The sequence below is a fragment of the Paracoccus sp. MKU1 genome (genome assembly GCF_001447385.1).
Classification (GTDB): Bacteria; Pseudomonadota; Alphaproteobacteria; order Rhodobacterales; family Rhodobacteraceae; genus Paracoccus.
In genome coordinates this window covers 56563-75567 of the sequence record NZ_LLWQ01000064.1, presented here as the reverse complement: position 1 = coordinate 75567, position 19005 = coordinate 56563, and the positions used below count along the sequence as shown (strand labels likewise).

The window sequence follows — 19005 nt, the reverse complement described above, 5'->3', positions numbered from 1 at the left end:
CGTTCATCCTTCCATGCCAGTCTGGCGGCATGGAACAGAATCGCGCCTTTCGGGAAGCACCGCTTCCGCTTTTCGCCCCCGCGCCAGGCCTTGCGGGGGACGAGACGCCGCTCGCCGGGGCTGCCTCCCTGGCGCGCGGCGCACGTCCGCCCAGCTATATTGCCGATCATCGCGCCCGGCTGCGCGACCGCTTCATGCAGGGCGGCGCGGCGGCGATGCCGGATTACGAATTGCTGGAGCTGGTGCTGTTCCGCGCCATCCCCCGCCAGGACGTGAAGCCCCTGGCGCGGCGGCTGCTCGACGTTTTCGGGGATTTCAACCGGGTGCTCTCGGCCCCGCCCGCCCGGCTGGCCGAGGTTTCGGGCGTCGGGCCCGCCGTCGTACAGGAGCTGAAGATCGTCGAGGCCGCGGCGCAGCGGCTGGCCCGCGCACGGATCATGCACCGCCCGGTGCTGACCAGCTGGGACGCGCTGCTGGACTATTGCCACACCGCCATGGCGCATCGCGAGATCGAGCAGTTCCGCGTGCTCTATCTCGACCGCAAGAACGTGCTGATCGCGGATGAGGAACAGGCACGCGGCACCGTCGACCATGTGCCGGTCTATCCGCGCGAGATCATGCGCCGCGCGCTGGAGCTGACCGCCAGCGCGCTGATTCTGGTCCACAACCATCCCACTTGGCCTTTTCGATCACGTTCAATCACGCCACATCACCTTGAAACACAAGAGCTTTTAGGCTTGTCGTAGAGTCGGTCATTGTGGCATATTGGGGTCGGTTTTAAGGGGATCAAGGCCCTTTTTGACCCCAGTCGCCGACCCCACGAACCCGTCGAGCGACCCCAGTTGGAAGCCGACGGAGAACCCCAGTGCCAAGCCTTACAGATGGAGAAATTCGCCGAGCCCTGAAGCAGGTGGAAACGACCGGCAAGCAGCTCAGCCTTGTCGATGGCGAGGGTCACGGAACCGGCCGGCTGGTCCTCGTGATGAAGCCTATGCCTACCCGTGTGACCGCAGACTGGATGGCGCAGCAATGGCGCGATGAGAAGCGCCTCAAGAAGAAGCTCGGCTCGTATCCCTCGATGCCCCTCAGCAAGGCCCGCGAGATATTCAACCGCGACTTCGCGGAGCTGATCCAGAAAGGCCGTAGCATCAAGGTTGCCGGCGACACGCGACCGGGAACCGTCGCCGACCTCTTCGAGGCGTATGTCGCCTACCTCAAGGAGGGCGGGAAGTCGTCCTGGAAGGAGGCGGAAAAGGGCCTCAACAAGATCGCCGATACGCTCGGACGCAACCGCCCGGCCCGCGACATCGAACCGGATGAGATCACGGCGATCATCCGGCCCATCTATGAACGCGGCAAGCGTTCAATGGCCGATCATGTGCGCAGCTACATTCGATCTGCCTTTAGCTGGGGCCTGAAATCCGAGCACGATTATCGCTCCACCGCTGCGCGCCGCTTCCGGCTGACCTACAACCCCGCTGCGGGCATACCGACGGAACCCAAGACGATCGGAACGCGCTGGTTGAGCGAGGAAGAGTTCGTTCGACTCTATCGCTGGCTCGAATGCCCCGACACGCCGGTTCATCCTTCCTATGCCCGCGCCGTCCAGATCATCATGCTGACTGGCCAGAGGGTCGAGGAAATCGCCCGTCTCCATGTCGATCAATGGGATGCCAAGGAACGGATCATCGACTGGACCAAGACCAAAAACCTTCAGCCGCACGCTGTTCCGGTGCCCTTGTTGGCCGCGGAACTGATCGAGTCGATTATCCCGAACGAACACGGCTGGTTCTTCCCCTCCGCCAAAGACCCGTCAAAGCCCGTCAGCCACGGCACACTCTACAGCTTTATCTGGCGCCAGCGGGATCGCGGCGTGATCCCCCATGCGACCAACCGCGACCTCCGTCGCACCTTCAAAACCTTGGCTGGCAAGGCGGGAGTCCCGAAGGAGATCCGCGACCGTCTCCAGAACCACGCCTTGCAGGATGTCAGCTCGAAGCACTACGACCGCTGGAACTACATGGTTGAGAAGCGTGCCGGCATGGCGAAGTGGGACAAGTTCGTCCGAGCCATGCTCGCCAAGAAGCGCATGAAAGCGGCGGCATGAGCCTCCGGCGCCTATAAAGAGGAAGTGAGAAACGACTATAATCGGCCTGGCGTTGCTGGCGACGCTGACCACGGCGACCGCGGCCAAGGCCGATCCCTGCAAGGCCATTCCCGACCGCGGCCCGATGCCGTCCTATCTCCACCGGGGCGCACACTTCTCCGGTCCCGTGGTCTATGTCGGCGACGGCGACTCGCTGTGCGTGGCCGTGGGCCAAGGGCCAGCCAACTGGGTGGAGATCCGGCTGGAAGATTTCTACGCGCCCGAACTCCACTCCCCCACCGGCCCTGCTGCCAAGGCCGCGCTGGAAAGACTTGCCATGGGTCGGAACGCGGAGTGCGTCGCCAACCATAAGTCCTACGACCGTGTAGTCGGCACCTGCCGGATCGGCGGACGCTCCATCGGGGATTTATTGAAGGCGGCCGGAAACGTCGAGGGCGGCAACGGATACGACCAGCGCAAGAGTTAGCCCGACCCTTGGTGGCGCTTAGATGCGATCTGAAAACCGATCATAGGCATCGATCCGCCGGACGGGGGGATCGACCTCATACCGATAGATCTCCGTGCTCAAGAACCGCACCTCGGCCTCGCGTTGGGCTTCGGGAACGTCGATATACCAAGCGCGGGGATGCGGGCCGGGATCGCCGTTCCAGCGGTATCCCCGCGCCTTGAGAACATCCTTGAGGTCGAAGGGCGAGTTCTCCGCCCAGATGCGCCAGGAGACAGTACGAGCACCATCCAGAAGGCGGCTAAGGCCCGTAACACCAGATCGGGGCAGCTGCATCGCCAACAGCTCGATCGTCGCAAGACAGTCGTGCATCGCGCGGTGGCGGTCATAGAAGAAGCCGGCCGCCTGAGCGAGATAGGCGAGCTTCGCGCCCTGAAATCCTTCCGCCGCCCAGTCGATCTGGCTGAGCGAGCATGCCCACGGCTTCGTCGAGAACACGTCACTGAATCGTTCAAAGAAGCGGCGGTCGAACGCCGCGTTGTGCGCGATGAAGAGTGAAGCCGGCGCCGCGAATGTGGCCACCACGGCGGGATCAATGATCTGGCCGGCCACCATCTCGTTGGTGATGCCCGTGATCGCGGTGATTTCCGGGAGGATAGGCTCGCTCGGCTGACGCAGCCCTTGGAAGCTGTCGCCCACGCTGAAAATGGTGCCATCCAAGCCGTAGCTGAATGGCGTCATGGCGAGTTCTATGATCTCGTCACGCTGGGGATCTAGCCCCGTGGTCTCGACATCCACCACCATGCCGAGTCGGACGGGCGTTGCGGGAGACGGCATATTGGATGGACGCGGCTTAAGACGCCGGATGACGCGATAATCCCCGGTAGCCTCTAGCGTCTGCGCCATGGACTCCAGATGATCAGAAGATGTCGTCATCCTTCATACCCAGAGGCTTGAGTCATGCCGGTACGGGTCTGAGCAAAACACAGACATCATCCCTTGGTGTCATGATCGTCGTGCGTGCCTTTGCGCGCGTGATGCTGACCCGAAAATTCTGACGCGCCTGAGTCATCACCCCGTCGTGGACATTGCCGAAGACGATCCGGTCAGGATTGGCCACGATTTCGCCCTTGAACCGTTTTGGCCATCCTTCAAAGATCACAACCTCGTCGAACTGCTTTCCCTTCGCCTTGTGCATGTTCATCACCACGACGCCGGATTCAGGCTTGTGGGCTGTTGCGAAATGCTCCTGAACAAACGACTGGCGGGTGATCGCAAGGGCGTTGCTATAGCGGCCGACGTCACGCCAGTCCTGCGCCAACCCCTGACGGAGCTGCGTACCGCGCTCAAGCAGACGCACGTTACGGACGTCCTTTGCGACATCCTTCAGTCGCTCACAGGCCCCAGTATCCAGAACGTCGCGCACCGAGACCCAATCTGCATCCGGATCACCTGTGAATGTCAGTGCGGCAGTTGCCTGGTGCACGGCAAAGGTTCCTTGCAAGACGCTGTTACCAGGCGTTGTTCGTCCTTTCGCTAGACATTCGTTCCACTTGGACAGCGCCTTCCGGAACCGCGCAGCCTCGTCCATGTCGCCCTTGGTCGGCGCCGTGCCTCCTCGACCGTGAAAATAGCTGCACATCAACTCGACAAATTCGTCGAAACTTCCGTCATGCCCGCACTTTTGGAGCAGGAAAGCAATGATCTCTGCGGCGAGGATCGGGCCTTCCATATCAACTGCTGCTGAGTGAGAAATCGACGGAACATTACCGAATGGCTCGCGCAGGATGTCAGACACCATCCGCGTCATTTTCTTGGTCGGCACGAGAATGGCCAACGACCAGTCACGCCGGCCAGACTCAACCAAGCGCTTCCGGGCTTGCAACACCTGGCCAACCAGTGAAGCATAAGCTTGGTTGGGGTTCGACGCGAACGGCGCGTAGCCGATACCCTGGTATTCCTTCTGCCGAAAATTGCCGGTCAGGATGTCGTTGCCGAATAGGGCAATCTCCGTCCCCTTGCTCCGATGGTTGTCACCGGCAAGGTCGTGGACCGTCGGCGCGAAATCGGCCTTGAAGTGGTTCAGCCTTTCCGGATCGGCGCCGATGAAATCGAATATGCGCTGCTCCGGGTCGGCAAGAGCGATCAACGTGCTGTTGGCGCCGAGGGCTTGGACCACTCGCCATTGATCGGCGCTGGTGTCCTGAAACTCGTCCAGGGTAATGTACGGATACATCGTAGAGACGAGCGCTCGAACCTTATCTGAGCCATGAAGCAGGGTCGCCACGCGGTCTGCGAAGAGGTCGAAGCAGACCTTCCCTTCTTCGGTCGCCAGCCGGACACGCTCCGCTTCCTCCTTCGCGCGCTTCTCAGCCTTTTCCTCGTCCGACAGATTTTTGGCCGCCTTGTAGCCGCTTCGAACCGCCGACAATGCAATCGCCTCATTCGGAGGCGTGAGGATCGTCATCCGTCGTGGAAAGCCGACAAGGTAGCCGTGCGTTTTAAGGATGCGCCAGAAGAACGAATGGTAGGTATCGACCTCGATCCGTTGCCTCTCCTCTCGCGTGATTGCGCTTTCTTCGTCGATTGCCTCCAGCACGCGCGAAACGGTTGCACGCGCGAAGCTGAGGAAAAGGATGCGCTGTCCTGGCTTCAATTCCTCCCGCGCGATCTTGGCCGCTTTGAGGATAGAGACGGTAGTCTTCCCCGAACCGGGACCGCCGGTGACGAGTTGATGCCCGACAGCTTGTAGAATTTCCTTCTGCGCTTCTGTTAGGTCGACCACAGTAATCGCCTATCCTAACAGGTCAGCAAAATCGTCTTCGGGTTCGGGCTCGGCTGGCTGTAGAGGCGGATCACACAGTGCCTTCAGGGTGACGCAGGCATCCCGTAGCCACTGCGGGATCTCAGCTTCGGAACACTGTGCCAAGAACTCAGCGATTCCCCAATTGCCTTTCGACCAGCTGAAATAGGCCCCGAGCGCGGCAGCAGCCTGAGCTTTTGGGTCGGGGTATTTCGCGAGCAGATGCTGTGGCCAATCGAGCTGATCGGCAAACCGCTCCAGGGCCGCTTGGGTGGTGTTCTTGAGGATCAGATCCTCAATACCCTTCTCGTCGTGCATGAACAGGCGTTCCACCTGGGCTTCTATGGCCACCTTGGCGGCATCCGTCTGCTTGTCGCATAACGCAAAGGTCCGTTTCCCAAGACTTTTGTACAGCGCTCCAAGGTCGGCGATCTGGGTCTCGCTTCCGGCGTCGATCACGCAGACGCCCAAGGCTTCCAAAGACGCATAAGCAGCCGGGTTGAGCTCGGCCAGTCGCCGCGCGACGACCGGGAAGGAGGTCGCCTCCGTAGCGCCTTCGGCGATGAGAACTCGGCGCGAAAGAAGCCCCTCGCAAAATCGGGTTCGGAAATCCTGCCGATAACGCTTGTGCTTGATGCTCTCAGGCAACTCGATTTTGGATTGGCTCAGTTGGCCATTGTCCGATCGCGAGAGGATGACGGTTTCGTCGAGGCTGAATTCTTCGAGCACATACGGCGAGTGCGACGTGAAGATCGACTGCGCCGACAGCTTGCGAAGCTCATGGACAATCCGCTTCTGCGCGTATGGCGGAATCGCCGTTTCGGCTTCCTCCATCGCAAAAATGACGTTCTGCTTGTCCTCGGCGATCTGTGACAGCATCGCGAGCACCAACATGTTGATCGTCCCTGTTCCCTGCCGAAAGAAGGGAGCGGCATGATCGCCCGCACCCGTGGCGATGAACGCGGTGATGACCTTGCGCAAATGCTCGCGCGTCAGGTTCGACACCTTTAGGTGCGGCTTCACTCCCCATTCGCGCGGGACGTATTTCTTCAGCGACTTGTCGATGCTCTCGAGCACGCCTGAGATGCCAATGGACGGGTCGCTCGCGACATCGAAGGCTGCGAGCGTTCCGATCGTCCCTTCCCACATCTGCGGCCGGATTTCCTTCAGCCGGAGGATGATGTCCAGCAGGCTGCCGTGTTCCAAGCTGAGCGCCCGAGATCCTGTCCTCAACGACCGCAGGAAAAGAAATCCGCAGTGCTGCTTGTCCTTCTTCGAGAACGATGCAGGTGTCTCATCCTCTGAAAGGCTGCGCGTGAAATAGCTGTTGCCGACGAAGTCATCCTCATCGGGATCGTATTGGCCGACGAATGTGACGCGCAGCGCCGCCTTGATCTCGGCAGCATCGACCCCAGCCGGGTTGGCCTCCTGATAGAAGTCTCCGGTAGTAGTATTCAGCCACTCGACGTTGGCTCCAAATCGTGCCTCCTGCTCCGGCGACAGATTGGTGATCGTCACCTCGACCGTGATTTTCGGCGCGGGGCCGGGCTCCGCGCCCTCGGGAGCATCGGGGTTTGGGCTAGGAAGATAGCGCCCCTGATAGAAATCATGCTCATCCACGGGGGGTCGCCGGCTCAGCCGGTCCGGCCCCAAGGCGAGATCGATCGCTTCGAATACCGACGATTTGCCGGTATTGTTGTCGCCGATCAGTACGGCGTGATCAGGCAGCACCAGTTTGGCCGACTGGATGCCGCGAAAATTTTCGATCCCTACCGAGAATATCTTCAACGCCGCCCCCCTTTAGGCCCCCATTCGGTTAGCCCGCGCAGCTATATCTGTACATCGCGCCATGAGCGCTTCGAACGGCTCGGCGTCATCGAAGAGCAGCCCATCCTCGACCATGCGGGCATAGTCGTCCTCCAACGCCTTTGCGCCATCGCCGACCGGCACGAGCTGCAAGCCGCCGTTGACGGCCGCTGCATAGTCGATCGGCGTGCGGTCGGCGGCCTTCTCCGCGAAGAACATCGCCTTATGCCGGGCGACAGCGTTGGCCAGTTCGCGATCGGCGAAAGCGGCGTTCGCGAAGCCGGTTTCATCCAGCCGGACAACATCGTGCCAGTGTCTTGCGAAGCGGTCGCCGCGTAGCCGTTCCTGGAGGCAGAAGACATGGATGGCGGTCGCCTTCTCCCAGAACGTCCGCTCCGCGTGCATGACGCGCGGCCGCGCCGTCGGGAATATCAGCCCGTCGATCAGGCCGGCCGCATCGCAGACGACGTCGCGCCCGCTCGCCGGTTCACCCGTCGAGCGGGCGCCGAACTCCAGCATGACGCTGGGCGCGACATAGCCGGACCCGGCTGCGGTCGCCTCATAGTCGATAAAGAGCCTCTCATCCTCGACGCGAATGACCGCAGCCAGACCTTCGGCGGCCAGCGCGTTCGCGATCACGGGCTGCACGGTCTCCGCGACCCATGCTGGCAACCGCCTGCGGACCTCGCTGGACCAGCGCTTTTCCTCGCTTCGGGTTTTCGGCAGACCCTCGCCATTGTCCCCGACCAGATCGGGCGCAATCGCCCGAATGTCGTAGGTCAGATCCACATCCTCCGAAAACCGACGAATGACCTGATAGGCTTTCGACAGCGACGTGCCGCCTTTGAACACCAGATGGTCGCCGAGCGGCGCGGCGTAGAGGGTCGCCAGCGCCCACACCACCCACACATCCTTTTCGAGAAGATGGGTAGGCCGGCCCGAGCGGTCGGCAGCGACGCCCAGCGCATCGCGCCGATCCTCGGCCGAAAGCTGGAGAAAGACGTCAGCCATAGGCCGCCTTGCCAACGCTCTGCGCGAGCCATGTCGGAAGCTGCGGCGCGGCGGCGACCAGTTCGCCGAACACGCCAGGCGGCATCTTCCGCTTCAATGTCGTGAGCGCGGCCTCCGCCTTTTCCGGGCCGAGCCAGGCCAGCGCCCGCACAGCCTCCCCCGCCGGCCGGTTGGCCAGCGCCAATAGCCAGCGCGGTGCGTGCCGCAATTCCACGACCTGCTTGCCGAGGTGCATTTTTCGGCTGCGCCCGGAGGTCAGATAGACCGAGCGGACGGGCACCTGCGTCGTCAAGCCAAGGGCGTTCGCCGCGGCGGCGCCGTTCGAGACGATGATCTCCCCCTTTTGGTTCGCAAGGGCCTCGACAGCCTGCTCGACCGAAGGTGTGCGCGTGCCGAACCGGCTGGCGATGGGACGCAGATAGACGCCGCGACCGGCGCGGATGAGCTGCCCGCGCTCGGACAGACGCGACAATGCCTGATCCACGGCCGCCCGGTTTCCGAGGTGAAGCAGGCTCTTGGCAGACACAGGGGCGCCTTCGGGCAGGCCCGTCGCATGCGACAGAATCTGTTCGGTTAGCCGTGTCATCGTCTTTCTCCTGTTGGAAACATATGCGAGTTTCTGACAGTTTTCAAGGATGCCCATGAGAACAGGCCGGATAAGGGGGAAAGCCTTCCCCTGCGGCCGAGCCGGGGTCTCGGCCGACCCCTTCTGCGGGGAGAGCCCCGCAACGCCCCCCTGGAGAGTGAGAGTGCGGACGGGGTTTCCGTGGCGGGTTGAGGGCTGGAGAAGAGGTCTCCGGCGCCCGTCGCGGAGAACCGCGATGTTCAGGAATGACCGCAACGGGCGTGCCGGCTCCGGCCGGACGAGCCTTTACGACGACATCACCAGCAAAATCATCGACGAGCTGGAGGCAGGCCGCTTCCCTTGGGTCCAGCCCTGGGGCACCGCCACGGCCAAGGCGCCCCTCGCCATGCCGAGGAACGCCGCGACCGGGCGGCATTATTCGGGAATCAATGTGCTGATCCTCTGGGGCGCAGTGATCCAGCACGGCTTTCCCGGCCAGAGCTGGATCACCTTCCGTCAGGCCCTGTCGCTCGGCGGCAATGTCCGCCGGGGCGAACGCGGCACCACCGTCGTCTATGCCGATCGTTTCACCCCAGAGGACGAAAAGCGCCGCGCCCGTGAGGCCGGCGAGGAAGCGGCGGCGATCCCGTTCCTCAAGCGCTTCACCGTGTTCAACGCGGCGCAATGCGACGGCCTGCCAGAGGATGTCGCCATCGTTGCTCCACCGCCTCCGCCCGGTCTCATCGAGCCGCAGGTCGATGCCCTGATCCGGGCCACGGGCATCGAATTCCGCATCGGCGGCGACCGCGCCTTCTATGTGCCGGCACACGACTATGTGCAGGTGCCGCCGCCCCAGGCATATTTCGAGCCGATCAACTGGCATCGCACGGCCCTGCATGAGATGGGGCACGCCACCGGCCATGCCTCCCGGCTCGGCCGCGACTTGACCGGCGGCTTCGGCACCAGGAAATACGCCTTCGAGGAACTGGTGGCCGAGATCAACGCGGCCTTCTGCTGCGCATCCCTCGGCATCGCGCCCACCGTCCGTCATGCCGATTATATCGGCTCCTGGCTGGAGGTGCTGCGCGAAGACAATCGCGCCATCGTCCGCGCCGCCTCCCAGGCGAGCAAGGCGGCCGATTGGCTGCTCGGCTTCCTGCCGGACGCCGATCTCAGCTCCGACGACGCCTCGGCAGATGGTGAACGGCAGGCAGCATGATCGACCTGAAAACCGGAAAGGCGGGAAAGCAGGTCTCCGGCTTCACGCCTTTTCGCTTCCGTGGCGCTGCCCTCCTGAGAGTGAGAGGGCGGCGCTTCGCTTCGTGACGGGTTGGAGGTCGAGAGAGAGGCTCTCGGCGCCCGTCGCGGAGTCAAGATCATGGCAACTGCCGTTCAGAAGATCACCCTGTCGTCGGCGCGCGACATTCCCTTCAACAAGCTGGTGCTGAGTCAGTCCAATGTCCGCCGCGTCAAGGCCGGCGTCTCGATCGAGGAATTGGCCGAGTCCATCACCCGGCACGGCCTCATCCAGAGCCTGCATGTGCGCCCGGTCCTCGATGGCGATGGCCATGAGACCGGCATGTTCGAAGTGCCCGCCGGCGGCCGCCGCTATCGCGCGCTCGAATTGCTGGTGAAGCAGAAGCGCCTGGCCAGAAATGCTCCGGTCCCCTGCGTCATTGGCGACGCCCACAGCGACATCCTGATCGACGAGGTGTCGCTGGTCGAGAACATGGAACGCGCACCGCTCCATCCGCTCGACCAGTTCCGCGCCTTTCAGGCCATGCGCGACAAGGGCATGACCGAGGAGGCCATCGCCGCCGCTTTCTTCGTCAGCGTCACCGTGGTGAAGCAGCGCCTGCGGCTCACGTCCGTCTCGCCGGCCCTGCTCGAGATCTATGCCGATGACGGCATGACGCTCGAACAGCTCATGGCCTTCACCGTCAGCCCCGACCATGCCCGTCAGGAACAGGTCTGGGATGCGATCAAGGATAGCTGGCAGAAGGAACCCTATCAGATCCGGCGGATGCTGACCGAAACCGCAGTCCGCGCTTCGGACAAGCGGGCCGTCTTCGTCGGTGTCGACGCCTACGAGGCCGCAGGCGGCATCATGCTGCGCGATCTGTTCCAGTCCGACGACGGCGGCTGGCTGCAAGACCCGGCCCTGCTCGACCGCATGGTGGCCGAGAAGCTGAAGAGCGCCGCCGACCAGATCGCCGAGGAAGGCTGGAAGTGGATCGAGGTCGCCATGAGCTTCCCCTATGGCCACGACCATGGTCTTCGTGAACTCAGCGGCACGACGGTCGATCTGACCGACGAGGAACGCGCGACCCGCGAGGCATTGCGCGAAGAATATGACCGGATCGAAGCGGAATATTCCGAAGCCGACGAGCTGCCCGACGCCATCGATCAGCGTCTCGGCGAAATCGAACAGGCGCTGGAAGCCTTCGACAACCGCCCGGTCAGCTACGATCCGGCCGACATCGCGATCGCCGGCGCCTTCGTCAGCCTCGACGCCGACGGTTCTCTGTCGATCGACCGCGGCTATGTCCGCGCCGGGGATGAAGCCCAGGCCGGGCCCGATGGTGAGGCAACCGGGGGCGACCAGACCGACACGCCGGTCGTCCAACGGGCGGTCATCACCATCGGCGGCAAGCCCGCCGAACCCGAGGACGACGAGGAGGACGGCATCAAGCCACTCCCCGAGCGTCTCGTGATCGAGCTGACGGCCCATCGCACAGTGGCGCTGCGCAACGCGGTGGCGGAAAATCCGCACGTCGCCATGACGATGTTGCTGCACAAGCTCCTCAGCGACACCTTCATCCACACCAACGCGACCGGCTGCCTCGAGACCAATGTCCGCCACATCTTCTTCCCGGGACAGTCCGAGGAATTGAAGGACAGCCCATCGGCGCGGGCGGTCAACGATCGCCACGAACGCTGGGGGGATCACATCCCCGCCGACGATCAGGCGCTGTGGGACTGGCTGACCGATCTCGATGACGGCACGCGCATGGAGCTGCTGGCGCTTTGCGTCAGCTATGGCGTCAATGCGCTGTTCGAGCGTCCGAACCCCTATTCGGGCTCGGGCGTCAGTCAGCACGGTCTCGACGTGCGCCTGGCCCAGGCCGACCGGCTCTCGCGCGCGACCGGTCTCGACATGGTGGCCGTTGGCTGGAAGCCCACGGTCGGCAACTATCTCGGCCGCGTGACCAAGCCCCGTATTCTCGAAGCCGTCCGTGAGGGCGCCGGCGAGCGGGCCGCCCAGCTCATCGATCACCTGAAGAAGAGCGACATGGCCAAGGAAGCCGAACGCCTTCTTGCGGAAACCGGCTGGCTGCCGGAACCGCTGCGCCTGGCGTCCCTCGACGGCGATCAGCCCAGCCCGGACGATCAGGCCGACGCTGGCGACAACACCGCGCTGCCGGACTTCCTCACCGATGAGAGCGAGGACGAAGCGGCCAGCGACGACGAGGACGAAGTCCAGCACGCCATAGCGGCTGAATAACGCAACAGCGCGGGGCGGCTCCGTTCGTCCCGCGCGTCCCACCCCGATCTTCCATCTGCCCGGTCATCGCACCGGGCATTTTCGTTTCAGGAGCCTGTCATGGCCGACTATTTCACCCATTTCTCGTGCCTGCTCGACGTCGTCACGCCGGAGAACGCCGCCCGCGCGCTCGACCTATACAACCGCCTGTCCGAGGCTGGCGCGTCGGAAGAACCGCCTTCCGAGGGTTTTCTCCTCTCGATCCAGCCCGAGCATGGCGGCGCCCAGCTCTGGATGCGCGACGACATCACCGGCGATCCCGAGCGGCTGATCCAGTTCGTGAAGCGCTGCGCCGCGGAGTTCGGCCTGACCGGCCGCTGGGGTTTCCAATATGCCAACACCTGCTCCAAGCCCCGGCTCGACGGCTTCGGCGGTGGCGCGCATGTCCTCGATCTCGCCACCGGGGAGACGGTGGACTGGATCTACACCGATGGCTGGCTCGCCGAGACCATCTCCGACTCAGGAGACCGGATATGAGCATCCCCTCCTTCGCCCAGACCAATTTTCAGACCCTTCTGCGCGCCGCAGGTGACGGCAACCTCGCGCTCATGGAGTGCCTCGACGCCGTGACCGGCGCTCCGCGTTACGTCATCTGCGCAGTGGGACGAGACGATGGGGATTTCGTCTTCACGCCCTTCGGCCATCTCGCCGACGGCAATCCTTATGACGCCTATCTGCCGCCCGACCCCGGCGATCCTGACCGTTTCATACATCCCGACACACCGGGAGAGGCGCCATGATGGACATCGACGCCATCTTCGCCGCCGATCACGAGCGGCCGCCCACCGAACGGTCGTTCCCCTGGCCAGAGATCAGGGACGGCATCACCGTCGTCATAGAGCCCAAGCCTCATTGGGCCAGCGACATGAGGGCATTCCGGGCCGAGGCCCGTGAATATTGCGCCTATGCCGATTGGACCACGAACGGCGCGCGCGCCAGGTTCTTCGAGCACATCGACACCAGCGGCGATGACCTGATCCGCAAGGCGCGCATGCTCATCGCCAGTGAGATCGCCGACGGATACTGGACCTGACGCCTCAAAGCGCCCCGCCGATCGGCCGAGGCGCTTTTCTCATGCCGGCCGCGAAAAGCGTTTCGAGAGTGAGAGGGCCGCCGGGACGAGGTGAGTCCGGGCGGTCGAGAGAGAGCGTCGTTCGGGCTTCCCGTTCCCGCTCTCCCGAGGTTCCAGTCCATGAACATCATGTCACCCGTAGCCGTTCCGGCCGCGCCCATCGTCCGTGCGTCCGCCATCATAGCCGCTGCGCATCGTCTTCTCGCCTTGCTCGAACGCGGGCAGCGGATCGACAGCGCCGCTCTTCGCACCGGCATGGAGACCGCCTTCGACGCTTCCGACGTGACCGGCGTCTGGGACTGGAAGACGGCCTATGAAGCCTGCGAATGCGCGACCGTCCTGTTCCTGCACAAATACGGACGCGCGCTTTTCCGTAAAGCCGACAGCCCGGCTGCACGGCTTTCCGCTTTGTCGAAAATCACCGGCCTCCTGCCGACGCACACCCGTCGCTCCGAAGAGAGCCAAGCGCTTCAGCAATTCTCGACCCCGATCCCGCTCGGCCTTGCCGCCATTGCCGCTGCCGCCATCACGCCGCGCGACATCGTGCTGGAACCTTCGGCCGGCACGGGACTGCTCGCCATCCTTGCCGAGATCAGCGGCGGTTCGCTGCTCATCAACGAGTTGGCGGAAACCCGCGCCGATCTGCTTGGCCAGCTCTTTCCGGCCCTTGCTATCACGCGCGTCGACGCCGCCCAGATCGACGATCACCTCCCCGCGAGCGCCATTCCCTCCGTTGTCCTGATGAATCCGCCGTTCTCGGCAATGGCGAACGTCTCCGGCCGCGTGGCCGACGCCGCCGCCCGCCATGTCGCCTCGGCTCTGGCGCGGCTCGCCGACGGTGGGCGTTTGGTAACGATCACCGGCGCGAACTTCGGTCCCGAGCAACCCGCCTGGCGCGATGCCTTCGTGCGGCTTCAGGAGCGCGGTCGCGTCGTCTTCACGGCGACGATCGACGGCTCGGTCTATGCCAAGCACGGCACGACCATCGAGACGCGGCTCACCGTCATCGACAAGCTGCCGGCCGAAGACCCGGCCATGTTCTCGCCATCCGCCGGTCTCGCGCCCGACGTCGCCACACTGCTCGCATGGATCGCGGCACAGGTTCCACCACGCCTGCCGGTTTCTCTGCCCGACATCACGCCACTTGTGTCGGGCTCAGCGCCCCGCACCGTGCGCGGCTATCTCGCACGGGCCGCAACCGCGCGCCCGGCCGCTTGCTCGTCCATCGACCCGGAGGGCGTCGAACTCGCCTATGACACGGTGGACTGGACGCCACCTGAGGGCGCGAACCTCACGGATGCGATCTATGAAGAATACGGATTGCAGTCGATCCGCATTTCCGGCTCGCAGGCGCACCCGACAAAACTCGTGCAATCGGCAGCCATGGCGAGCATTGCGCCGCCCAAACCCGCCTATCGGCCGATGCTGCCGGCGGGCATCACCGATCTGCTGTCGGACGCCCAGCTCGAAACCGTCATCTATGCCGGCGAAGCCCATTCGGATTTTCTCGCAGGATCGTGGACGGTCGATGCGACCTTCGACCTCGTCCAGGCAGCGCCGGCCGAGGCCGAGAACGCCGTGCGGTTCCGCCGTGGCTTCATGCTCGGCGATGGCACCGGAGCCGGCAAAGGCCGTCAGTCTGCGGGCATTATCCTGGACAACTGGCTACGCGGTCGCCGCAAGGCGGTCTGGATTTCTAAATCCGACAAGCTGATCGAGGACGCGCAACGCGACTGGTCAGCCCTTGGCATGGAGCGCCTGCTGGTCACGCCGCTATCGCGCTTTGCCCAGGGCAAGCCGATCATGCTGTCGGACGGCGTCCTATTTGCAACCTATGCCACGCTGCGTTCCGACGACCGCGGCGAGAAGGTTTCGCGCGTCCGGCAGATCGTCGATTGGTTGGGTTCCGATTTCGACGGAGTGATCATTTTCGACGAGAGCCACGCCATGGCCAATGCCGCAGGCGGCAAGGGAGAACGCGGCGACATTGCCGCTTCGCAGCAGGGCCGCGCGGGGCTTCGCCTCCAGCACGCCCTGCCGAACGCGCGCGTCGTCTATGTCTCCGCCACCGGCGCGACCACCGTCGATAACCTCGCCTATGCCCAGCGGCTCGGCCTGTGGGGCGGCGACGACTTCCCCTTCGCCACCCGCGCCGAATTCGTGGAGGCGATCGAGGACGGTGGCGTCGCGGCGATGGAGGTTTTGGCCCGCGACCTTCGCGCGCTCGGCCTCTATACCGCCCGTTCGCTTTCCTATGATGGCGTCGAATACGAGCTGGTCGAACACGCCCTGACCAACGAGCAGCGCCGCATCTATGATGCCTACGCTGGCGCCTTCGCCGTCATCCACAACCACCTCGACGCCGCGATGCGGGCCGCCAACATTACCGGCAGCGACGGCACGTTGAACCGGCAGGCCAAATCCGCCGCCCGCTCGGCATTCGAGAGCGCGAAGCAGCGCTTCTTCGGCCATCTGCTCACGTCGATGAAGACCCCGACCCTGATCCGGTCCATCGAACGCGACCTGAACGATGGCCACGCTGCCGTCATCCAGATCGTCTCGACCGGCGAAGCCCTGATGGAACGCCGTCTGGCCGAGATCCCGACCGAGGAATGGAACGATGTTCGCGTCGACATCACGCCGCGCGAATATGTCCTCGACTATCTGGCCCACTCCTTTCCGGTCCAGCTCTACGAGCCGTTCACGGATGGAGACGGCAATCTGTCCTCGCGCCCGGTCTATCGTGATGGCCAACCCGTCGAGAGCCGCGAAGCCGTCGCACGCCGCGACGAAATGATTGAACATCTCGCGTGCCTGCCTCCGGTTCCGGGCTCGCTCGACCAGATCGTGCAGCGCTTCGGCACCGACATGGTGGCCGAGGTGACGGGCCGCTCCCGGCGCATCGTCCGCAAGGGCGAACGCTTCGCCGCCGAGAACCGGGCGCCGTCTGCCAACCTCGCCGAAACCGCCGCCTTCATGGACGACCTGAAGCGCATCCTCGTGTTCAGCGACGCCGGCGGCACCGGCCGCAGCTATCACGCCGAACTGTCGGCGAAGAACCAGCGGCTCCGTATCCACTATCTCCTAGAGCCCGGATGGAAGGCCGACGCCGCCATCCAGGGCTTGGGCCGCACCAATCGCACCAACCAGGCGCAGCCGCCGCTGTTCCGACCGATCGCCACGAACGTCAAAGCCGAGAAGCGCTTCCTGTCCACGATCGCTCGCCGGCTCGATACGCTCGGCGCGATCACCCGCGGCCAGCGCCAGACCGGCGGCCAAGGCCTGTTCCGGCCCGAGGACAACCTGGAATCGAGCTACGCCCGCGATGCGTTGCGCCAACTCTATCTCCTGATCGTGCGCGGCAAGGTGGAGGGTTGCTCGCTCCAACGCTTCGAGTCCGCGACCGGTCTGAAGCTGATGGACGCGGGCGGCATCAAGGACGAGTTGCCGCCGATCACTACCTTCCTGAACAGGTTGCTGGCGCTCACCATCGAACTTCAGGGCATCCTCTTCACGGCGTTCGAGCAACTGCTCGACGCCAAGGTGGCCGGCGCCATCGCCAGCGGCGTCTATGACATCGGGCTGGAGACGCTGACGGCGGAGAGCTTCGTCGTCACCGAGCGCACGACCATCTATACCCACCCCGCCACGGCTGCACAGACGCGGCTGCTCACCATCGCAGAGCGTCGTCGGAATCGCCCGATCACGCTCGATGCGGCGTTCGGTTGGCTCGACGATTCGCATGCCCGGTTGCTCGTCAACGAGCGTTCGCGCCGGGCCGCCGTCCAGGTGCCCGCGCCGTCCATCATGCTCGACGACGGCGAGATCGAACGCCGCGTCAGGCTGATCCGGCCGATGGAACAGCATCATGCAACCATCGCCATGATGGCGGACAGCCACTGGCAGGAGACCGACCGCGACACCTTCGCCGCCGTTTGGCAACGTGAAGTCGCCGAGGTGCCGGCCTACACAGAGGGCACGATCCACATGGTCAGCGGCTTGCTCCTGCCCGTGTGGAAGCGCCTGCCGAATGAGTCGACGCGCGTCTATCGGCTCCAGACCGATGACGGCGAACGCATCATCGGGCGGCGGGTTTCGCCCGCCTGGGCCGCGAACGCCGCCTCTACCGGCACGGCCAATCTCACCAGCGACGACGCCTATGCCGCTCTGTTGGATGGCCGCACCATCCTCGACCTGGCCGACGGACTCCAGCTTCGCCGCGCGCGCGTCATGGGCGCGAACCGGATCGAACTGTCGGGCTTCACCGAGGCCATGCGGGATCGCCTGCGCGCCTATGGCCTCTTCAGCGAGATCATCTCGTGGAAGCTGCGCTTCTTCGTTCCGGTCGATGCCTCCGGTCCCGCCATCCTGGGCAAGCTGCTCGACACCTATCCGGTCGAGCGGATCAGCGAGCGCGAGGCAGCGTGATGGCGCGGCGGGCCGCTTCCGATCTGGCACACCGTCTTGGCCGTCAGGCCGAGGCGGTTTGCCGTCACTATCTCTCGAACGGCCAGCGCCATGGCAACTACTGGCAGGTTGGCGATGCTCGCAATGCCGTCGGTCGCTCCATGTTCGTGCGCTTGCGCGATACGCCCAAGGGGCCAGCAGGCAAATGGACCGATGCCGCCACCGGCGAACATGGCGACCTGCTCGACGTCATCCGTGAATCGCTCGGCCTCATCGACTTCGCCGACGTTGCCGACGAGGCCCGCACCTTCCTCAGTCTGCCACATCCCGAGCCGGAGCCGGCATCACGCCGCGGACTGGCGCCAGCGCCATCGGGATCGGCCGAGGCGGCACGTCGGCTCATCGCCATGACGCAGCCGATAGTCGGGACCATCGTGCAGACGTATTTGCGCGGACGCGGCATTACGCTTCTGCACGGAACCGGAAACCTGCGCTTCCACCCCCGCTGCTACTACAAGCCCGACGACGGTCCGACCGAAACATGGCCCGCCATGATCGCCGCCGTCACCGACCTCACCGGCAAGATCACCGGCGCGCACCGCACCTGGCTCGCGCCCGACGGCTCGGACAAAGCCCCGATCGACACGCCGCGCAAGGCGATGGGCGATCTGCTCGGTCATGCCGTCCGCATCGGGGCGTCCGGCAATGTCATGGCGGCAGGCGAAGGTATCGAGACCATGCTGTCGCTCCGGCAGGTCTTGCCCCACATGGCGATGGCGCCGGCGCTCTCGGCGGCACACTTGGCCGCGATCCTGTTCCCGCTGAATCTGCGGCGGCTCTATATCGTTCGGGATGACGATCCCGCTGGTGACGGCGCGCGCGACATGCTGATCGAACGGGCGAACGCCGAGGGAATCGAGGCCATTCCATTGTCGCCGGCACTTGGGGACTTCAACGAAGATCTCCGGCGGCTCGGCATCGATGCACTCCGAGCCGGCGTCCGAGTGCAACTCGCTCCGGAGGACGTCACACGCTTCATGAAACTGGCAGCGTAGCGGAAAGGGCTGAAGGGCAGCGCGTAGCCACATGCCGCAAGGATGCGCCAGCCATCGGAAGAGGACCGCGCCTCGGCCTTCGAGAGGGCGATCGGCCCACAGTCGGTCCGGTCCGGCAATGGCGGCGGCCGACTATTTTCCGGCGGCCCTGCGGGCCTTTCCATCGCGAGACAAAATAGTCGGCCTTAGC

15 protein-coding genes are annotated in these 19005 nt (G+C 64.1%); 10 read left to right on the top strand and 5 right to left on the bottom strand.

Annotated features, from left to right (window positions below):
- Window positions 1-29: 29 nt before the first annotated feature.
- From AQY21_RS03955 to AQY21_RS03945, 3 genes are all read left to right on the top strand, one after another.
- Window positions 30-746, top strand: a complete 717-nt coding sequence (locus tag AQY21_RS03955) for a RadC family protein (RefSeq protein WP_082657971.1) — start codon at window positions 30-32, stop codon at window positions 744-746.
- 119 nt (window positions 747-865) lie between these two features.
- Window positions 866-2107: a site-specific integrase gene (locus AQY21_RS03950; RefSeq protein ID WP_012115027.1), complete on the top strand. Its 1242-nt coding sequence runs from the start codon at window positions 866-868 to the stop codon at window positions 2105-2107.
- 52 nt (window positions 2108-2159) lie between these two features.
- On the top strand, window positions 2160-2573 hold the full coding sequence (locus AQY21_RS03945) for a thermonuclease family protein (RefSeq protein ID WP_012115026.1): 414 nt from the start codon (window positions 2160-2162) through the stop codon (window positions 2571-2573).
- A gap of 18 nt (window positions 2574-2591) precedes the next feature.
- Here the strand turns inward: AQY21_RS03945 and AQY21_RS03940 are convergent, their stop codons facing one another.
- From AQY21_RS03940 to AQY21_RS03920, 5 genes are read right to left on the bottom strand one after another with little or no spacing between them, the layout of a single operon-like run.
- Window positions 2592-3488 carry a 3'-5' exonuclease gene (locus AQY21_RS03940; RefSeq protein WP_012115025.1) on the bottom strand — a complete coding sequence of 299 codons (897 nt, stop codon included), beginning with the start codon at window positions 3486-3488 and terminating at the stop codon, window positions 2592-2594.
- A 22-nt stretch (window positions 3489-3510) separates the two neighbouring features.
- Window positions 3511-5337 carry a UvrD-helicase domain-containing protein gene (locus AQY21_RS03935; protein WP_012115024.1) on the bottom strand — a complete coding sequence of 609 codons (1827 nt, stop codon included), beginning with the start codon at window positions 5335-5337 and terminating at the stop codon, window positions 3511-3513.
- Window positions 5338-5346: 9 nt separating this feature from the next.
- A complete protein-coding gene (locus AQY21_RS03930) occupies window positions 5347-7143 on the bottom strand; it encodes an ATP-dependent endonuclease (RefSeq protein WP_012115023.1) in 1797 nt (598 codons plus the stop codon).
- A gap of 12 nt (window positions 7144-7155) precedes the next feature.
- Window positions 7156-8172, bottom strand: coding sequence for a nucleotidyl transferase AbiEii/AbiGii toxin family protein (locus tag AQY21_RS03925; protein ID WP_058096497.1), 1017 nt, complete (start codon window positions 8170-8172; stop codon window positions 7156-7158).
- Window positions 8165-8758, bottom strand: a complete 594-nt coding sequence (locus AQY21_RS03920) for a DUF6088 family protein (protein WP_058096496.1) — start codon at window positions 8756-8758, stop codon at window positions 8165-8167. The genes AQY21_RS03925 and AQY21_RS03920 overlap by 8 nt, the downstream gene beginning before the upstream one ends.
- Before the next feature lie 235 nt (window positions 8759-8993).
- Here AQY21_RS03920 and AQY21_RS03915 point away from each other — a divergent pair, with 235 nt between their 5' ends.
- From AQY21_RS03915 to AQY21_RS03885, 7 genes are all read left to right on the top strand, one after another.
- Window positions 8994-9956, top strand: a complete 963-nt coding sequence (locus tag AQY21_RS03915) for an ArdC family protein (RefSeq protein ID WP_058096495.1) — start codon at window positions 8994-8996, stop codon at window positions 9954-9956.
- A gap of 159 nt (window positions 9957-10115) precedes the next feature.
- Window positions 10116-12242, top strand: a complete 2127-nt coding sequence (locus tag AQY21_RS03910; protein WP_058096494.1) for a ParB/RepB/Spo0J family partition protein — start codon at window positions 10116-10118, stop codon at window positions 12240-12242.
- A 99-nt stretch (window positions 12243-12341) separates the two neighbouring features.
- Window positions 12342-12758: a hypothetical protein gene (locus tag AQY21_RS03905; protein WP_058096493.1), complete on the top strand. Its 417-nt coding sequence runs from the start codon at window positions 12342-12344 to the stop codon at window positions 12756-12758.
- Window positions 12755-13021: a DUF6117 family protein gene (locus tag AQY21_RS03900; RefSeq protein ID WP_058096492.1), complete on the top strand. Its 267-nt coding sequence runs from the start codon at window positions 12755-12757 to the stop codon at window positions 13019-13021. The genes AQY21_RS03905 and AQY21_RS03900 overlap by 4 nt, the downstream gene beginning before the upstream one ends.
- Window positions 13018-13314, top strand: a complete 297-nt coding sequence (locus tag AQY21_RS03895; protein ID WP_058096491.1) for a hypothetical protein — start codon at window positions 13018-13020, stop codon at window positions 13312-13314. The genes AQY21_RS03900 and AQY21_RS03895 overlap by 4 nt, the downstream gene beginning before the upstream one ends.
- A gap of 159 nt (window positions 13315-13473) precedes the next feature.
- Window positions 13474-17781, top strand: a complete 4308-nt coding sequence (locus tag AQY21_RS03890) for a strawberry notch family protein (RefSeq protein WP_058096490.1) — start codon at window positions 13474-13476, stop codon at window positions 17779-17781.
- On the top strand, window positions 17781-18815 hold the full coding sequence (locus AQY21_RS03885) for a toprim domain-containing protein (protein WP_058096489.1): 1035 nt from the start codon (window positions 17781-17783) through the stop codon (window positions 18813-18815). The genes AQY21_RS03890 and AQY21_RS03885 overlap by 1 nt, the downstream gene beginning before the upstream one ends.
- The last annotated feature ends 190 nt before the right edge of the window (window positions 18816-19005 follow it).